This window comes from Pseudomonas thivervalensis, assembly GCF_001269655.1.
In the GTDB taxonomy this organism is placed as follows: Bacteria; Pseudomonadota; Gammaproteobacteria; order Pseudomonadales; family Pseudomonadaceae; genus Aquipseudomonas; species Aquipseudomonas thivervalensis.
Map to the genome: position 1 here is coordinate 49,988 of NZ_LHVE01000014.1, position 14,362 is coordinate 64,349.

Genomic DNA, 14,362 nt, shown 5'->3' on the forward strand with positions numbered 1-14,362 from the left:
TCGACGCTGATAACACCAAGCCCCGCCCATGCGGGGCTTTTTGTTGCCCGGATTTCAGTCCCGGCCGATAGGCCTGTGGGAATAAACCGGTGGGAGCGAGCTTGCTCGCGATAGCGCCGGATCAGCCAACTCCACTGTCGACTGACACACCGCTATCGCGAGCAAGCTCGCTCCCACCGTTTTTTTGCGTTCATGCCTGGCAACATGAAACCTTTTTCATGAACGCCACCTGCGACCGAATGCCGCGCACTGCCTGGCCTGCAGGATCGTTGTACTTTCCATGAAAACTTCTTAACGAACCGAGGCATTTACTTAGCACGCTATCAAAATCTATAACAAAGTCCTGCACACGCCTTGCTGCAGATAACAGAGATTGGAGCTTGCAAGATGACTGTGAAAGTAACTGAACGCGACGACGCCCATATGTCCCACGAAGGCATTGCCGCCGGTATCCGGATCTGGGACGTGCATCAACAGGATCTGCTGGTGGGGATGTTCCACTCCGAGACGGACGCCCACAGCTACAAGGCTGAGCTGGAGCGTGAGGAACGGCAGCGTTCGCGTAAGACCGCGCAATCCTGAGCCACACAAAACACCTGTGGGAGCGAGCTTGCTCGCGATTAGCGGGGCATCAGTCAACATATCTACACTGACCGACCGCTATCGCGAGCAAGCTCGCTCCCACAGGTCCGGTGTTTCAGCTCAATGGCATTGCGCCCTGCTTACCACATCAAATCATCAGGAATCTGATACGCCGCGTACGGATCATCGGCATCCACTTCTTCGGTCTGGGTGTTGAGCTGGACGATGCGCTTGGGGTCGCGTTCCTGAATCTTCAGGGCTGCCTCGCGCGGGATCACTTCGTAGCCGCCGGCGTGATGGACGATCGCCAGGGAACCACTGCTCAACTTGTTGCGCATCAGGGTATTGACCGAAATGCGCTTGACCTTCTTGTCGTCGACGAAGTTGTAGTAGTCCTCGGTGGTCAGCTTCGGCAGGCGCGAAACTTCGATCAATTGCTTGATCTGTGCGGCCCGGGCCTTCTGCTCGACCTTTTCCTGCTGCTGCCGGTTGAGTTCCTGGTCGCGCTTGACCTTTTCGGCCATGGCTTCCTGGGCGGCGCGCTGCTGGGAGTCATCCAGTTCGATCTGGCCTTTGTGGGCCAGGCGCTGCTGCTTTTGTTTCTCTTTGCCGACCTGCTTGGCCTGCTTTTGGTTGACCAGCCCTGCTTTGAGCAACTGGTCGCGAAGGGAAAGGCTCATGGTGCTTACTCACTTAGGCAACGGCCTCAGCCACAGCTGGGCAAATTCTTTTCCTGACGTTTGGCTTCGCCCCACAAGGCGTCCAACTCTTCGAGGGTGCAATCTTCCATTGGGCGATGGGTGTCGCGCAATGCCTGTTCGATAAATCGGAAGCGCCGCTCGAATTTCCCATTGGCGTCACGCAGTGCGGTTTCCGGGTCGACCTTGAGATGGCGAGCCAGGTTCACCACGCTGAACAGCAGATCGCCAATCTCATCGCTGATGGCCACCGGATCGTTATCGGCCATCGCTTCAAGCACTTCGTCCAACTCCTCCCGGACTTTATCAAGCACCGGCAACGGACCCGGCCAGTCGAAACCGACCTGGCCGGCACGCTTCTGCAACTTCGCCGCACGGGACAACGCTGGCAGCGCTCCCGGCACATCGTCGAGCAGCGACAATTGTTCGGGCGCCGAAGCTTTCTCGGCCCGCTCCTCAGCCTTGATTTCTTCCCAGCGCTGCTTGACCTGTTCTTCGCTCAGGCGCGGGATATCCACGGGCGCATACAGGTCACCGGTAGGAAATACGTGGGGATGGCGGCGAATCAACTTACGGGTGATGCTGTCGACCACGCCGGCAAATTCGAAGCGGTTCTCTTCCCGGGCCAACTGGCTGTAATACACCACTTGGAACAACAGGTCGCCCAACTCGCCTTGCAAGTGATCGAAATCGCCGCGCTCGATCGCGTCGGCCACTTCGTAGGCTTCTTCCAAGGTATGGGGGACGATGGTCCGGTAGGTTTGCTTGATGTCCCACGGGCAGCCGTACTGCGGGTCCCGCAGGCGGTTCATCAGGTGGAGCAGGTCTTCAAGGCTGTACATCAATCCATCCCATCAAATGAATCCCTGTGAGAGCGAGCTTGCTCGCGATTGCGGTGTGTCAGATAACATTGATGCGTCTGATAGACCGCTGTCGCGAGCAAGCTCGCTCCCACATTTTTGGACTGCGCTTAACCCGGCGTCCGGTTACGCCGAGTCTCGATGATGTTCGGCAACTGGGAGATCCGCCCCAGCAACCGACCCAGCGCATCCAGCCCCGGGATCTCGATGGTCAGGGACATCAGCGCGGTGTTGTCTTCCTTGTTCGAACGGGTGTTGACCGCCAGCACGTTGATCCGCTCGTTCAGCAACACCTGGGAGACGTCACGCAGCAGACCGGAGCGGTCGTAGGCGCGGATAATGATGTCCACCGGATAGGTGAGCACCGGCACCGGGCCCCAACTGACCTGGATGATCCGCTCCGGCTCGCGACCGGCCAGTTGCAGCACCGAGGCACAGTCCTGGCGGTGAATGCTCACGCCGCGGCCCTGGGTGATGTAACCGACGATCGCATCCCCCGGCAATGGCTGGCAGCAGCCGGCCATCTGGGTCATCAGGTTGCCCACGCCCTGGATCTGGATATCGCCGCGCTTGCCCGGCTTGTAGCCGGTGGCCTTGCGCGGGATCAACTCCAGTTGCTCGTTGCCCCGCTCTGGCTCCACCAGTTGCTGGGCCAGGTTGACCAACTGCGCCAGGCGCAGATCGCCGGCACCGAGGGCGGCGAACATGTCCTCGGCGGTTTTCATGTTGGCTTTTTCGGCCAGCTTGTCGAAATCCACCTGCGGCAGGCCGAGGCGACCGAGTTCACGCTCGAGCAGGGTCTTGCCGGCGGCAACGTTCTGGTCGCGGGCCTGCAACTTGAACCAATGGACGATTTTCGCCCGGGCCCGGGAGGTGGTGATGTAGCCCAGGTTCGGGTTCAGCCAGTCGCGGCTCGGCGTGCCGTGCTTGCTGGTGATGATCTCGACCTGTTCACCGGTCTGCAGGCTGTAGTTGAGCGGCACGATTCGCCCGTTGATCTTGGCGCCACGGCAGTTGTGGCCGATCTCGGTGTGGACCCGGTAGGCGAAGTCCAGCGGTGTCGCGCCCTTGGGCAGGTCGATGGCGTGGCCGTCGGGCGTGAAGATATAGACCCGGTCCGGCTCGATGTCGACGCGCAGCTGTTCGGCCAGGCCGCCGATGTCACCCAGCTCCTCATGCCACTCGAGCACCTGGCGCAGCCAGGAGATTTTCTCTTCGTAATGGTTGGACCCGGACTTGACGTCGGTGCCCTTGTATTTCCAGTGGGCGCAGACGCCCAGCTCGGCTTCCTCGTGCATGGCATGGGTGCGGATCTGCACTTCCAGGACCTTGCCCTCGGGACCGATCACCGCGGTGTGCAGCGAGCGATAGCCGTTTTCCTTGGGGTTGGCGATGTAGTCGTCGAACTCCTTCGGAATGTGCCGCCACAAGGTGTGGACGATCCCCAGCGCGGTGTAGCAGTCGCGCATTTCCGGAACCAGTACGCGAACGGCACGAACGTCGTAGATCTGGCTGAATTCCAGGCCCTTGCGCTGCATTTTTCGCCAGATCGAGTAGATGTGCTTGGCCCGGCCACTGATGTCGGCTTCGACACCGGTGGCCTGCAATTCCTCGCGCAATTGGGTCATCACATCGGTGATGAAGCGCTCGCGATCCAGGCGTCGCTCATGCAACAGCTTGGCGATCTGCTTGTATTGGTCGGGCTCCAGGTAGCGGAAGGACAGGTCCTCCAGCTCCCACTTGATGTGACCGATACCGAGACGGTGGGCCAAGGGGGCGTAGATGTCGAACACCTCCCGGGCGACGCGATTGCGCTTTTCGTCATCGGCGGATTTCACGGCGCGGATCGCGCAGGTGCGTTCGGCCAGCTTGATCAGCGCAACGCGTACGTCGTCGACCATCGCTACCAGCATCTTGCGCAGGTTTTCCACCTGACCCTGGGTGCCCAGCACCATGGACTGGCGCGGGCTGAGACTGGCGCTGATGGCGGCCATGCGCAGCACGCCGTCGATCAGCTTGGCCACCACGGTGCCGAAGCGCTGGCTGACCACCGGTAGCTGGATCTGCCCTTCGCGCACGCCGCGGTACAGCACCGCCGCCACCAGGGAGTCCTGGTCGAGCTTGAGGTCAGCGAGAATTTCGGCAATCTCCAGGCCCGTCTGGAAACTCGAGGTGCCTTCGGACCACAGGTTCTTCGCCGCGTTGTGTTGTTGCTCCGCCTCGCGAGCGAACTCGCAGGCGGCCTTCAAGGCTTCGCGATCCAGTGCCATGTCGACGCTGACCGCATGATCGAGCCAAGCCTCGAGATTGATACTGCCGTCGGTGTTGATCGGCTGGTGTGCTCTCACCTGTACCATCTTTACTTACCTTCCCTACGACGCAGATTCAATGCGTCAACTTCGCTGACCTTCGCTGTCCGTGTTTCCCGCCCAAGGCTATGGCGGGTTGGCACGAACGGGTCAGTCGGACAAGCCATCCTGGCTCGCTTCAAATAACGCCATGGCCTCGACATGTGCCGTTTGAGGAAACATATCGAGAATCCCGGCACGTTTTAACCGGTAGCCCTGCTTGATCAGTTCGACCGTATCCCGGGCCAAAGTTGCCGGGTTGCACGAAACATAAACCAACCGTTTGGCACCCAGGGACGACAGCTTGCGCACCACCTCGAAAGCACCGTCACGGGGTGGGTCCAAGAGTACCGCAGAAAAGCCTTCGCCGATCCATTCGGCATCCGCCAGAGGCTGGGATAAATCGGCCTGAAAAAAGGCAGTGTTATTCAAATTGTTGCTGATGGCATTGGCCGCCGCGCGGTCCACCATGGTTTGCACACCTTCGACGGCCACCACCTGGCGCACGCTCTTGGCCAGCGGCAAGGCAAAGTTGCCCAGGCCGCAGAACAGATCCAGCACCCGCTCCTCGGCTCGCGGCGCCAGCCATTGCAGGGCCTGGGCGATCATCGCCTCGTTGACCCCGGCGTTCACCTGGATGAAATCCCCAGGCCGGTACGCCAGCTCAAGGTCCCAGGCGTCCAGGCGAAACCCCAGGGCTTGCCCGGGCTCGACCGGTTGTGGTCCATCTTCACCGTGCAGCCACAACTGGGCTTCATGAAACGCGCAGAAATCCTTGAGGATCGTCAGGTCGGCCTCCGACAGCGGCGCCATGTGACGCAGCAATACCGCGAGGGACGAACCGGCGAACAACTCCACATGCCCCAGCGCCTGGGGTTTGCTCAAGCGTCTAAGCATCTCCGGCAGGCGGCTCATGATCGGCTGCAAGGGCTGTACCAGCACCGGGCAATCACCAATGGCAACGATGTCCTGACTGCCAGCGGCGCGGAAACCCACTTCGAGTTTTTTTGCCTTCTGGTCCCAACGCACCGCCACCCGGGCGCGACGCCTGTAACCGAATTCCGGCCCGCTCAACGGCGCCGCCCATTCATCGGGCTCAACCCCAGCCACTCGCGATAATTGCTCGGCGAGCATGCGCTGTTTCAGGGCGAGTTGTTCGTCATGGGGCAAATGTTGGACGCTGCACCCGCCGCAACGACCGGCATGGATGCACGGCGCCGGGCGGCGCAGTTCACTGGGCAGGAACACACGCTCGGTGCGTGCCTCAACCACCTTGCCGTGGGCACCGAGCACCCGCGCCTCGACCTCTTCACCGGCCAGGGCGCCGATGACGAACCAGGTGCGGCCCTCGACAAACGCAATGCCCCGGCCATCGTTGGCCAGGCGCTCAATGGTCAAGCGCTGTTTTTTACCAGTGGGCACTTGCGGGGCCCGGCTTCCGCCGCTGGGCTGGAAGCGCAAGCCTCTTTCTTGCTTGGCCATCAGTTGGGCGCGTCGAAAATGCCGGTCGACAGGTAACGGTCGCCACGGTCACAGATGATCGCGACGATCACCGCATTCTCCACTTCCTTGGACAGGCGCAGCATCCCCGCCACGGCACCGCCCGAAGACACGCCGCAGAAGATGCCTTCTTCACGCGCCAGGCGACGGGTCACGTCCTCGGCTTCGCTCTGGGCCATGTCGATGATCCGGTCCACGCGCTCGGCCTGGTAGATCTTCGGCAGATACTCCTCGGGCCAGCGGCGGATGCCGGGGATGGCCGAGCCTTCCATCGGTTGCAGGCCGATGATCTGCACGTTCGGGTTCTGTTCTTTCAGGTAGCGCGAAGTGCCCATGATGGTGCCGGTGGTGCCCATCGAGCTGACGAAATGAGTGATCGTGCCGTCGGTCTGGCGCCAGATCTCAGGACCGGTAGTGGTGTAGTGAGCCTCGGGATTGTCGCCGTTGGCGAACTGATCCAACACCTTGCCCCGGCCTTCGGCCTGCATGCGCTCGGCCAGGTCCCGGGCGCCCTCCATGCCCTCCTCCTGGGTCACCAGGATCAACTCGGCGCCGTAGGCCGTCATCGCAGCCTTGCGCTCGGCGCTGGAGTTGTCGGGCATGATCAGGATCATCTTGTAACCCTTGATCGCCGCCGCCATCGCCAAGGCAATACCGGTGTTGCCGGAAGTCGCCTCGATCAGCGTATCGCCGGGCTGGATCTGCCCGCGCAATTCACCACGGGTGATCATCGACAACGCCGGCCGGTCCTTGACCGAACCCGCCGGGTTATTCCCTTCGAGCTTGAGCAAAAGCGTATTGGTGGTCACGCCGGGCAAGCGCTGCAAGCGGACCAGCGGAGTGTTGCCGACGCAATCGGCGATGGTGGGGTACTGCAAAGTCATGGCGTATTCGCAATCCGGGCTGCGGGGGCGCCTATCATACCGGCAAACCCGGCGAGGCCATATCACGCAAAGTAAGGGGGTTATGGCTTATGGGAATAAGCGAGGCGTGTGCTGCTTTGCGGGGGAGCTTGTTTCCTCGCCACCGGATTCTCGTGCGCGCCTGTGCTCAGGCCCATGTAGTCGATTCCGTACTTCACACAATCCCTTTTTCCTACAGATTCTTAGCGCTCAAATCGCGCATGCATATCTGTTGTGAGCACCGTCTGTAAGCTCTCTTCCTGCCTGTTTGTGGGTTCGTTCCTTTTTGTAGTGATGACCAAGCAGGCAAGGCTATCTGGCTTTGCACCGTGTTCTTTACAGTTGTAGCGCTAAACGTACGAGCAAGATGCAGAGCAATAACGATGGTCAACGCGAAACAAAAAGATCCACAACCCAGCGCCCGGCGCGCTTGCGGGCAACGCTTGCGCAACCTATTGGAAGAGTACGATATCTCTCCCTCAGGGTTTGCCGCGGTGCTAGGTGTCAGCCCTCAATGCCTGACGAACTGGAGCGCGCGGGGGATACCTCGACAGCGGGTGGAGCCATTGGCACGTTTGCTGAGTGTCAGTGAAGTGTGGCTGGTGACTGGGGAGGGTGAGCGGGCACGTGACATACGTCGGGAGTAGGAGATCTAACAGGTTCGCGGGGCTGGGGGGTGCGTCCTCCCCGAGGCTCCCCCACTCCTCGACTTTCCTCGCCTGATTGGAAAACGCGAATTGGCTACCGGCATGCCGGGTGCGATCAATGGCTAGCTGGGTGGTCAGACCTGTCCCTGCGCCAAGGCTTTATCGTTGACTTATACATAAAGTTAAAACCCCGCCTTCAAACCTTCCATCTGATCTCGAATGCTGCGCTCCCGATCCCCTTCTGAAGCCCATCCGCCATGATCGACCCGACACCCAGGTCGAAAAGTCTATCCACACCCCACCCCCGTCGACTTCCGTAAATCCATTGACAGCCTGGCTGCGCCGCTCGAGCTGGAGATAAAAGTTGCGCCCCGGTGAGAGTAAGCTTCCTCGCCATGGAGGCAACGCTCGATGTTTTATGGGACGTTACCTGACCCAAAGCAGCCCCAGGATGACAGGAACGTATCCGAACAGGGAGAAGTTATAGAGACGTCGCCAACCTGCTGCTTCCTCCATTTCGCTCCATCTAACTGTCAGACCTGCCACTTTCTGTAGTACTTATTACCCCGCAAGGGAAGTTCTTTCCTCGCAACACATAAAAATCTGTAGGAATACGGTTTTTTATCGGATCTTTCCTGCGATTCATCGAGACATTCATAAACTAGCGAATCAGCAGACATATCGATATATTATTACCAAGCAATTCAGCACTTAATCTCAACCAGGGAATAGTCAATTGAAGAAAAACAATAAAGACCTAACAAAACGAGAACACGAAGTATTGCAATTACTTCTGCAAGGCGAAACAAACAAAAGAATAGCCTTAGTGCTCGGCATTAGTGACTTCACGGTGCGAGAATACGTCTCCTCAATTTTACGGAAGAAAGGGGTGAACTCCAGGGGAAAGTTATTCTCGGAGAAGCTAAACAAGCCTTAAAAGCATTACGCGCCTTACATCCCTTCAGTATCACACCATTAAAAATATAGCATCAAACTAACTTACACAGACAGGATCTCTTGCAAAATCAATTACTTCCTGAGCACAACACTTAACCGACACCAATGTAAGCATTCAAAGCAGGCGTTCCATACACAACCATGAACATGATCCCAAAGAAAAAGTACAGCTGCTTATACCTATCCGACACAACACAACCACACACCTTTTTCAGGATCAATTCAGCACCTTTAAAAAACAACCCTATTGCTAAACCCGCCACAGCCCCTATCACACATTTCAACAACATAGACATCTTTCCCCTGTAATCGAACACACAAACCACACCAATACAAAGGAGCTAGACACTAAACGTCAGCCTACCTCCACTCATTTGAAGGAAATATCGACAACCTGAGACTCAAGCTCAACAAAATCACAGATAAGCTATATTATGCTCCAAGCAGAATCTCTTAATCCTTTCGACCACACACTCACGTTGCTCTTCGGGTATAAATCCAGGCAACAAAAAAATCTCCTTTCGACCTGACACCGTCACCACCACCTCAATGGGTTTAAATAAACTATTATTCACGCTAATCTTAGCAGCACGCTGTGCAAATGACACCACTTTAAACTTACGCCGAAAACATATATCCCCTTTATCCAACCAAAGCACCTCAACTCCCTTAAAACAGAAAAACAAAACAATAGAAAACCACATAAACACAAAGAACAACACCCCCCACAAATCCACCTTAAAGAAAAATGAAACGTTAGTAATTACGATACCGCCAACCAAAAACACAGGATAATTATAATAATTTAAAACAACACTATCATTCATCCTCCCCTCCCTAACAAAATAAAACAAAGACCCAAAAATCCAAACACGGCTTATTTAGCGAAAATAAACCGTGCCGATTACCTAGGAGTGGCGCTACGCCATAATCCCCATAATTCCTGAATAACTTGCCGCACCTAGACCCACCGAACCAACAGCGCCTGCCAGCCCAGCCCCCGAACCGATCAACGCTCCCCCTACCGCGCCTACAGCTCCGCCAGAAAGAGCACTAGCGATAACACTATTCCTACCACCACGCGCGGAGGTTGATCCATCGGCCGCCGCCGTAGCCATTGCACCTACAGCGCCGCCATATGCGCCAATAATTCCTCCAGTTACAGCTCCTACGACTCCTCCAACGGGACCTACACCGCCAGAAATAAAATCAATCTCCGCATCTGTTAATGGTCGCATTGCTACTACCTCATTTTATTGATTGGATTGTCTAAACTATTGCCTTCCGACACAACCCGGGAAAGCGAAACACTCAAAGCCTATAAATAGAAACCTGCTTAACCGTACACTCCTTATTTCTCCGCATCCAATGAAGCTTATCAACCCCCTCTTTACGAAAGAATTTTTTTAGCCATAACACGGCTTCTTTTATACCTCCCCTGGGAAAACAGAAATCTATTATCCAAACATTACCTCCCTCGTTCCACTCACTAGCATGCAATAAAAAGTCGGAGTCATGCAGCAAGCGTGCTTCACTATCCGGCGCCAAATATGCCCAGCTCACATACCCTAGCGGGGCACTGGTCTTATCGAAGAAAAAAACAATTTGACCATGATCAATAGCAGGAATAATCCAAAGCTTTAACGTCATTATCTGATACAGAGAGTATCGATTACACATGAACGCTATCAGACAAGCATATCCGACCTTCTTAGCTTTGCTTTCAAACTTGCAACATCGAGGAGCAACATACACATCAATATTGTTCATTCAAAATACTCCATACATTCGAATAAAAAGACATCACATCACTTACATCTGCCACATTCCAGAGTCCACATAGAGACTCTACGACAGTCTCGCCATCGCATCTTCTAACCACAAACACACCAGAAGCAATGTCGTAAAAAATATTCATTGTTGCGCCAAGCCAAAAGGGGATCTTCGAATCAACACCACAGCTAAAAACAAGGGTCGACCAGCACTTCACTTTCCTTTCAAGACAGTCGTATGGCGGGTCATTTCGCCCAATAGGCCTTTCGATTTTTGACAAGCTTTCCCTCAGATCTAAAATTGCATGCGGTCGTCTATTCAACCTAATAACATTAATTGCCACCGCGATTGCGAAGCGTCTGCGATCAATGCCACCCCCTTCAACAAATCCAACAATAAGTTCAAAAAGCTCGCCATAAACACGACAAAATTCATTTATTAAAAATACGTTTTCAGCAGACGTTAAAAACACATCTGACGCACCATTAAAAACTTTTGCTTTAAGCGCATGGACATATATACGCGCCATTTTATACTCATAGCCTTTCCAGGCTAGGCCTGGCCCTTGCTCAACCAATTCATAACAATCTGAGTCCAATAGCCGCTGGAGACAAGATGAAAACTTTAGAAACTCTCGACTATTAGTTACCTGTTTAGTCAGAAAAAAACTAGGGAATCCCACCTGTATGGCATTGTAGAAACGCAGGTATTTTTGATACTCATCCCAAAACTCATTCATCGCCAAACGAAAAATTTCAACCTGAAACTCAGCATCTACGACTTCATATTTCTTTAAGTAATAGCAAATATCATGAATGCTTCGTAAGACCGGCTCATACTCTGTCAAAAAACCAGTCAGATCCAACTTGTCACATCCAATCAATTTGGAAAAAATTCTTACCCCACTGAGATCCATCCATGCGCCACTCAGCGAAACGTTTGAGGCACTGACATTGTAGTGAATAATACGCTTCGCTCTTGCAGCTGAAAATTGTCGAGCATAACGTCTCGCCAGCTCGATTAAACCTGTACGTATACGATCAGATAATGTGGAAATCCCATATAACTCATATGAACTGACAGGAAGAAAATCGACCAACCTCTGTACAGCAAATTTTACGCGCCTTGCATCACCACATAACAAACCGGTAAATTGCTCCTTGAAGTAAACTGCTCTCATAAAATGTGCGGGACGTACCGCTGACTCTCGGACTAATAGAGCACGTGAATATGTTTGACCTTCTTGACTAAATTTGCATCCTGCATCAATGACAGCGACCGTCCTCACCGCTCCGTAGGGAAGAGCTATATTTATTATTTCCGCCCATATCGACTCATAAATCGCGGCCTCAATAGATAAGAAACCGTTTCCATGTGCCTCATCGGAATCAGGGGCAACTAATTCATTAGGCCCAATCCCTTTTAGTTGATATACCCCGTCAAAACCGCAGCGCCCGCCACCTCCGTTTTTATAAATCCCGTCTCCACCGTATCTCTCAGCATAGAAAAGCTTTTCATTCCTTTCTGCTCCAGCAATATCTCTCCCTCCTACAATGTAGCTGTACTGGGAAAGAACCTCTTCTTCAGTCAGGTTAAGTTTCAAGTAGTTATTAAATTGGACGATGGACGTGCCTTCAATTTTTTCCGCCTTGAACCTCACGAAGACCTCATGCAGATCCGATAGTTTTGTCATAGATTGCTCAACCTCGGCGTTCCGAACAGCTCATATGATTCAACGATAGCGACGATATTCGATGATTTGTACCCTACACTTGTAGGGGTGACTTAAAAGGACATCTATGGGATGTCTCCACTGCCTCGTCGCGACGCGGCATAACTTCACCAGGAGCACGGGAATGCAATCATGATTAGCACTTACGTTGAGCCAACAGCTTATTGGGAGCCTAGGGCGCTCGGTGGTTAGGCAGCACCGAACTAGAGTGGAACAAAGGGAAAATCTAGATTATTGACTTTCGTTTTCGTTTCGGTAATACGACGAAAGCCATTAAACATCTAAGAATGCATCATTCATAAACAGACGTTGGAGGCCGCCACAATAATGCTCATTCAACCCAAAGGATGGGGAGCTATTTTACTTCCCAGAATAGGCGACCATCGCGATATCGCCTGCAAGCACTAATCAACTACCAAAAACCTTCACTATAGAGCACGTGATAATGTCACCAGTCGGTCGTATGGCCCAGTAAAAATTGCGACACTCCTTTGGATGGTGCATGTGATAACTTCGGATTTGCAATCATCCGAGAAATACACACCATCACGCCTCTCTGAATATCCGATGGATAGCATTGCGTCCCGCAACAAGCTTGGCTCCATATTAGCTCTGACTCTTAATTCAGCAGATGCCTCATCAAAATACATTTTCTTAGCAGTTACCGCCAAGTATCCAATTGTTCCTCCCACAACTTCCCAACCTGAAAAATCATTTCTCAATGAAAATTTCTCCATAAAAACAAATACCAAAGCTATCAGTAAGGAGACCATTATATTTCTTCCAACCAAAACGAAGATCTTGGAAGGACCACCTGACAGCTGGTCCCTAAGCTTTAACCTTTTTATAACATTTTCGGCCATATGTTCGTCCTCGCTGCACAACTTTTGAATCGCTCACCTAACGCCCTTCCAAACAGCACACATAAATCAACGATAACGACGAAATTCGAAGATTTGTACCCTACACATGTAGGGGTGACCCAAGCGGCCGTCTATGGGAATCTTCACAGCCACGCCGCGATGCGGCATGCCTTCCCAAGGAGCTCCGGGATACAACTATTGTCAGCAAGGAATGCTCACATTGACCCAAGACACGTCGTTATTCAGAACAGAGGCTCTAGAAGCCCAACAGGTGCAATGGTTAGGCAACATCGTCCTGATTCGCCCCGTCTCGTTCGCCTTCCTCACAGTCTTCGCCACAGCCCTTGCATCAATCGTTGTTATTTTTTTCATATGGGGAAGCTATACCAAGCGAAGCAGCATAGCTGGGCAATTACTGCCCTCTTCGGGGCAGATTAAAGTTTATGCACCACAACAAGGACGGGTGCTTGAAAGCTTCATTCATGAGGGGCAGCACGTTAAGGCGGGCACCCACTTGCTCACATTATCCAGCGAGCACTATGGCGAAAATTCCGATCCAATTCAGGAAAGTATTAGTAGCAACCTTAAGGAAAGAAAACGGTCCTTAATTGATGAACTCACAAAAACAAAAACACTGCAGGCTGATCAAAGGAAAAGCCTTACCAGCCATTTAAGCAGCTTAAAAAACGAGTTGGATATTTTAGCCGGGCAAATTTCCAGTCAAAAACAGCTGGTTGCCTTGGCTTCCAATGCCACCAGTCGTTATTCAGGTTTAATGGAAAAGGGATATATAGCCATGGATCAGCTACAGCAACGGCAGGCAGAGCTACTCAATCATCGACAGAAACTAAATACCCTTGACCGTGACCGCTCCGCGCTGCGACAACGGATAACCGAACGCCGCAACGAGCTTTCTGGCTTATCCGCTCGACATGAAAATCAACTCGCCATCATTCATAGAACGCTATCGGAAATTGATCGAGAGATCATCGAGAGTGAGGCGCGGCGTATATTAGTTATCAAGGCGCCTCAAGAAGGTGTCGTGACTGCCATTTTGGCAGAGCCCGGACAGTCCACAGGTACCGCTAGACCGCTTTTAAGCATCGTTCCAAACAACGCCTCATTGCACGCCGAGCTTTATTCTCCGAGTAAGTCCATCGGTTTCATCCGAGTTGGCGATGAAGTACGTATTCGCTATCAAGCCTATCCTTATCAAAAATTCGGGCAACACAACGGCATCGTTAAATCCATCTCCAAGGCCTCGGTTTCTGCCGTGGAACTTGCAAGCACGGTCGGAGAAATACCCGGCATTGGTCTGGACGGCGAACGCTATTACCGAATACGCGTAGGTCTGGACAAGCAGCATGTCCTGGCCTATGGCGAACAACGGTCATTACAAACCGGCATGTTACTTGAAGCGGACATCATGCAAGAGACTCGTCATCTTTATGAATGGGTTCTTGAGCCTCTTTATAGCCTGACGGGTAGGCTCTAGGAGCA

12 protein-coding genes are annotated in these 14,362 nt (G+C 53.4%); 3 read left to right on the forward strand and 9 right to left on the reverse strand.

The window, feature by feature from the left end; genetic code table 11:
- The first annotated feature begins 387 nt into the window (after positions 1 to 387).
- On the forward strand, positions 388 to 582 hold the full coding sequence (locus tag AD659_RS19760; RefSeq protein WP_053124300.1) for a hypothetical protein: 195 nt from the start codon (positions 388 to 390) through the stop codon (positions 580 to 582).
- A 140-nt stretch (positions 583 to 722) separates the two neighbouring features.
- Here AD659_RS19760 and AD659_RS19765 read toward each other — a convergent pair whose 3' ends face one another.
- The 5 genes from AD659_RS19765 to cysM all read right to left on the reverse strand — a co-directional run bounded on the left by AD659_RS19765 (position 723) and on the right by cysM (position 6,872).
- Positions 723 to 1,262: a DUF2058 domain-containing protein gene (locus tag AD659_RS19765; protein ID WP_053124301.1), complete on the reverse strand. Its 540-nt coding sequence runs from the start codon at positions 1,260 to 1,262 to the stop codon at positions 723 to 725.
- A 26-nt stretch (positions 1,263 to 1,288) separates the two neighbouring features.
- On the reverse strand, positions 1,289 to 2,122 hold the full coding sequence (mazG, locus tag AD659_RS19770) for a nucleoside triphosphate pyrophosphohydrolase (RefSeq protein WP_053124303.1): 834 nt from the start codon (positions 2,120 to 2,122) through the stop codon (positions 1,289 to 1,291).
- A gap of 128 nt (positions 2,123 to 2,250) precedes the next feature.
- Complete coding sequence (gene relA, locus AD659_RS19775) at positions 2,251 to 4,497, reverse strand: GTP diphosphokinase (protein ID WP_053124305.1); 2,247 nt, start codon at positions 4,495 to 4,497, stop codon at positions 2,251 to 2,253.
- Between the two features lie 102 nt (positions 4,498 to 4,599).
- Positions 4,600 to 5,970 (reverse strand): 23S rRNA (uracil(1939)-C(5))-methyltransferase RlmD, encoded by a 1,371-nt coding sequence (gene rlmD, locus AD659_RS19780; protein WP_053124307.1) that lies wholly within the window; start codon positions 5,968 to 5,970, stop codon positions 4,600 to 4,602.
- Positions 5,970 to 6,872, reverse strand: a complete 903-nt coding sequence (gene cysM / locus AD659_RS19785) for a cysteine synthase CysM (RefSeq protein ID WP_003204682.1) — start codon at positions 6,870 to 6,872, stop codon at positions 5,970 to 5,972. Before cysM ends, rlmD begins: the two co-directional genes overlap by 1 nt.
- A gap of 1,401 nt (positions 6,873 to 8,273) precedes the next feature.
- Here cysM and AD659_RS29445 point away from each other — a divergent pair.
- Positions 8,274 to 8,474, forward strand: a complete 201-nt coding sequence (locus AD659_RS29445) for a response regulator transcription factor (RefSeq protein ID WP_082343590.1) — start codon at positions 8,274 to 8,276, stop codon at positions 8,472 to 8,474.
- A 436-nt stretch (positions 8,475 to 8,910) separates the two neighbouring features.
- On the opposite strand, the gene AD659_RS19795 is transcribed toward AD659_RS29445, so the two are convergent.
- The 4 genes from AD659_RS19795 to AD659_RS29850 form a co-directional block, all read right to left on the reverse strand.
- Positions 8,911 to 9,321 (reverse strand): hypothetical protein, encoded by a 411-nt coding sequence (locus AD659_RS19795; protein WP_053124310.1) that lies wholly within the window; start codon positions 9,319 to 9,321, stop codon positions 8,911 to 8,913.
- Positions 9,322 to 9,805: 484 nt separating this feature from the next.
- Positions 9,806 to 10,264, reverse strand: coding sequence for a toxin-activating lysine-acyltransferase (locus AD659_RS19800; protein ID WP_053124312.1), 459 nt, complete (start codon positions 10,262 to 10,264; stop codon positions 9,806 to 9,808).
- On the reverse strand, positions 10,251 to 11,960 hold the full coding sequence (locus AD659_RS29845; RefSeq protein WP_153043901.1) for a hypothetical protein: 1,710 nt from the start codon (positions 11,958 to 11,960) through the stop codon (positions 10,251 to 10,253). Before AD659_RS29845 ends, AD659_RS19800 begins: the two co-directional genes overlap by 14 nt.
- A 467-nt stretch (positions 11,961 to 12,427) precedes the next feature.
- Entirely contained in the window at positions 12,428 to 12,862 is a 435-nt protein-coding gene (locus AD659_RS29850) for a hypothetical protein (protein ID WP_153043902.1), read from the reverse strand.
- 211 nt (positions 12,863 to 13,073) lie between these two features.
- Here AD659_RS29850 and AD659_RS19805 point away from each other — a divergent pair, with 211 nt between their 5' ends.
- Positions 13,074 to 14,357, forward strand: coding sequence for an HlyD family secretion protein (locus tag AD659_RS19805; RefSeq protein WP_053124313.1), 1,284 nt, complete (start codon positions 13,074 to 13,076; stop codon positions 14,355 to 14,357).
- Positions 14,358 to 14,362: the final 5 nt, after the last annotated feature.

Excerpts from the sequence above, each read along its gene's own strand:
- AD659_RS19765 (WP_053124301.1), bottom strand. The coding sequence starts at position 1,262 with ATGAGCCTTTCCCTTCGCGACCAGTTGCTCAAAGCAGGGCTGGTCAAC.
- AD659_RS19760 (WP_053124300.1), top strand. The coding sequence starts at position 388 with ATGACTGTGAAAGTAACTGAACGCGACGACGCCCATATGTCCCACGAA.
- rlmD (WP_053124307.1), bottom strand. The coding sequence starts at position 5,970 with ATGGCCAAGCAAGAAAGAGGCTTGCGCTTCCAGCCCAGCGGCGGAAGC.
- AD659_RS19800 (WP_053124312.1), bottom strand. The coding sequence starts at position 10,264 with ATGAACAATATTGATGTGTATGTTGCTCCTCGATGTTGCAAGTTTGAA.
- AD659_RS19795 (WP_053124310.1), bottom strand. The coding sequence starts at position 9,321 with ATGAATGATAGTGTTGTTTTAAATTATTATAATTATCCTGTGTTTTTG.
- mazG (WP_053124303.1), bottom strand. The coding sequence starts at position 2,122 with ATGTACAGCCTTGAAGACCTGCTCCACCTGATGAACCGCCTGCGGGAC.
- relA (WP_053124305.1), bottom strand. The coding sequence starts at position 4,497 with ATGGTACAGGTGAGAGCACACCAGCCGATCAACACCGACGGCAGTATC.
- AD659_RS19805 (WP_053124313.1), top strand. The coding sequence starts at position 13,074 with ATGCTCACATTGACCCAAGACACGTCGTTATTCAGAACAGAGGCTCTA.
- cysM (WP_003204682.1), bottom strand. The coding sequence starts at position 6,872 with ATGACTTTGCAGTACCCCACCATCGCCGATTGCGTCGGCAACACTCCG.
- AD659_RS29850 (WP_153043902.1), bottom strand. The coding sequence starts at position 12,862 with ATGGCCGAAAATGTTATAAAAAGGTTAAAGCTTAGGGACCAGCTGTCA.
- AD659_RS29845 (WP_153043901.1), bottom strand. The coding sequence starts at position 11,960 with ATGACAAAACTATCGGATCTGCATGAGGTCTTCGTGAGGTTCAAGGCG.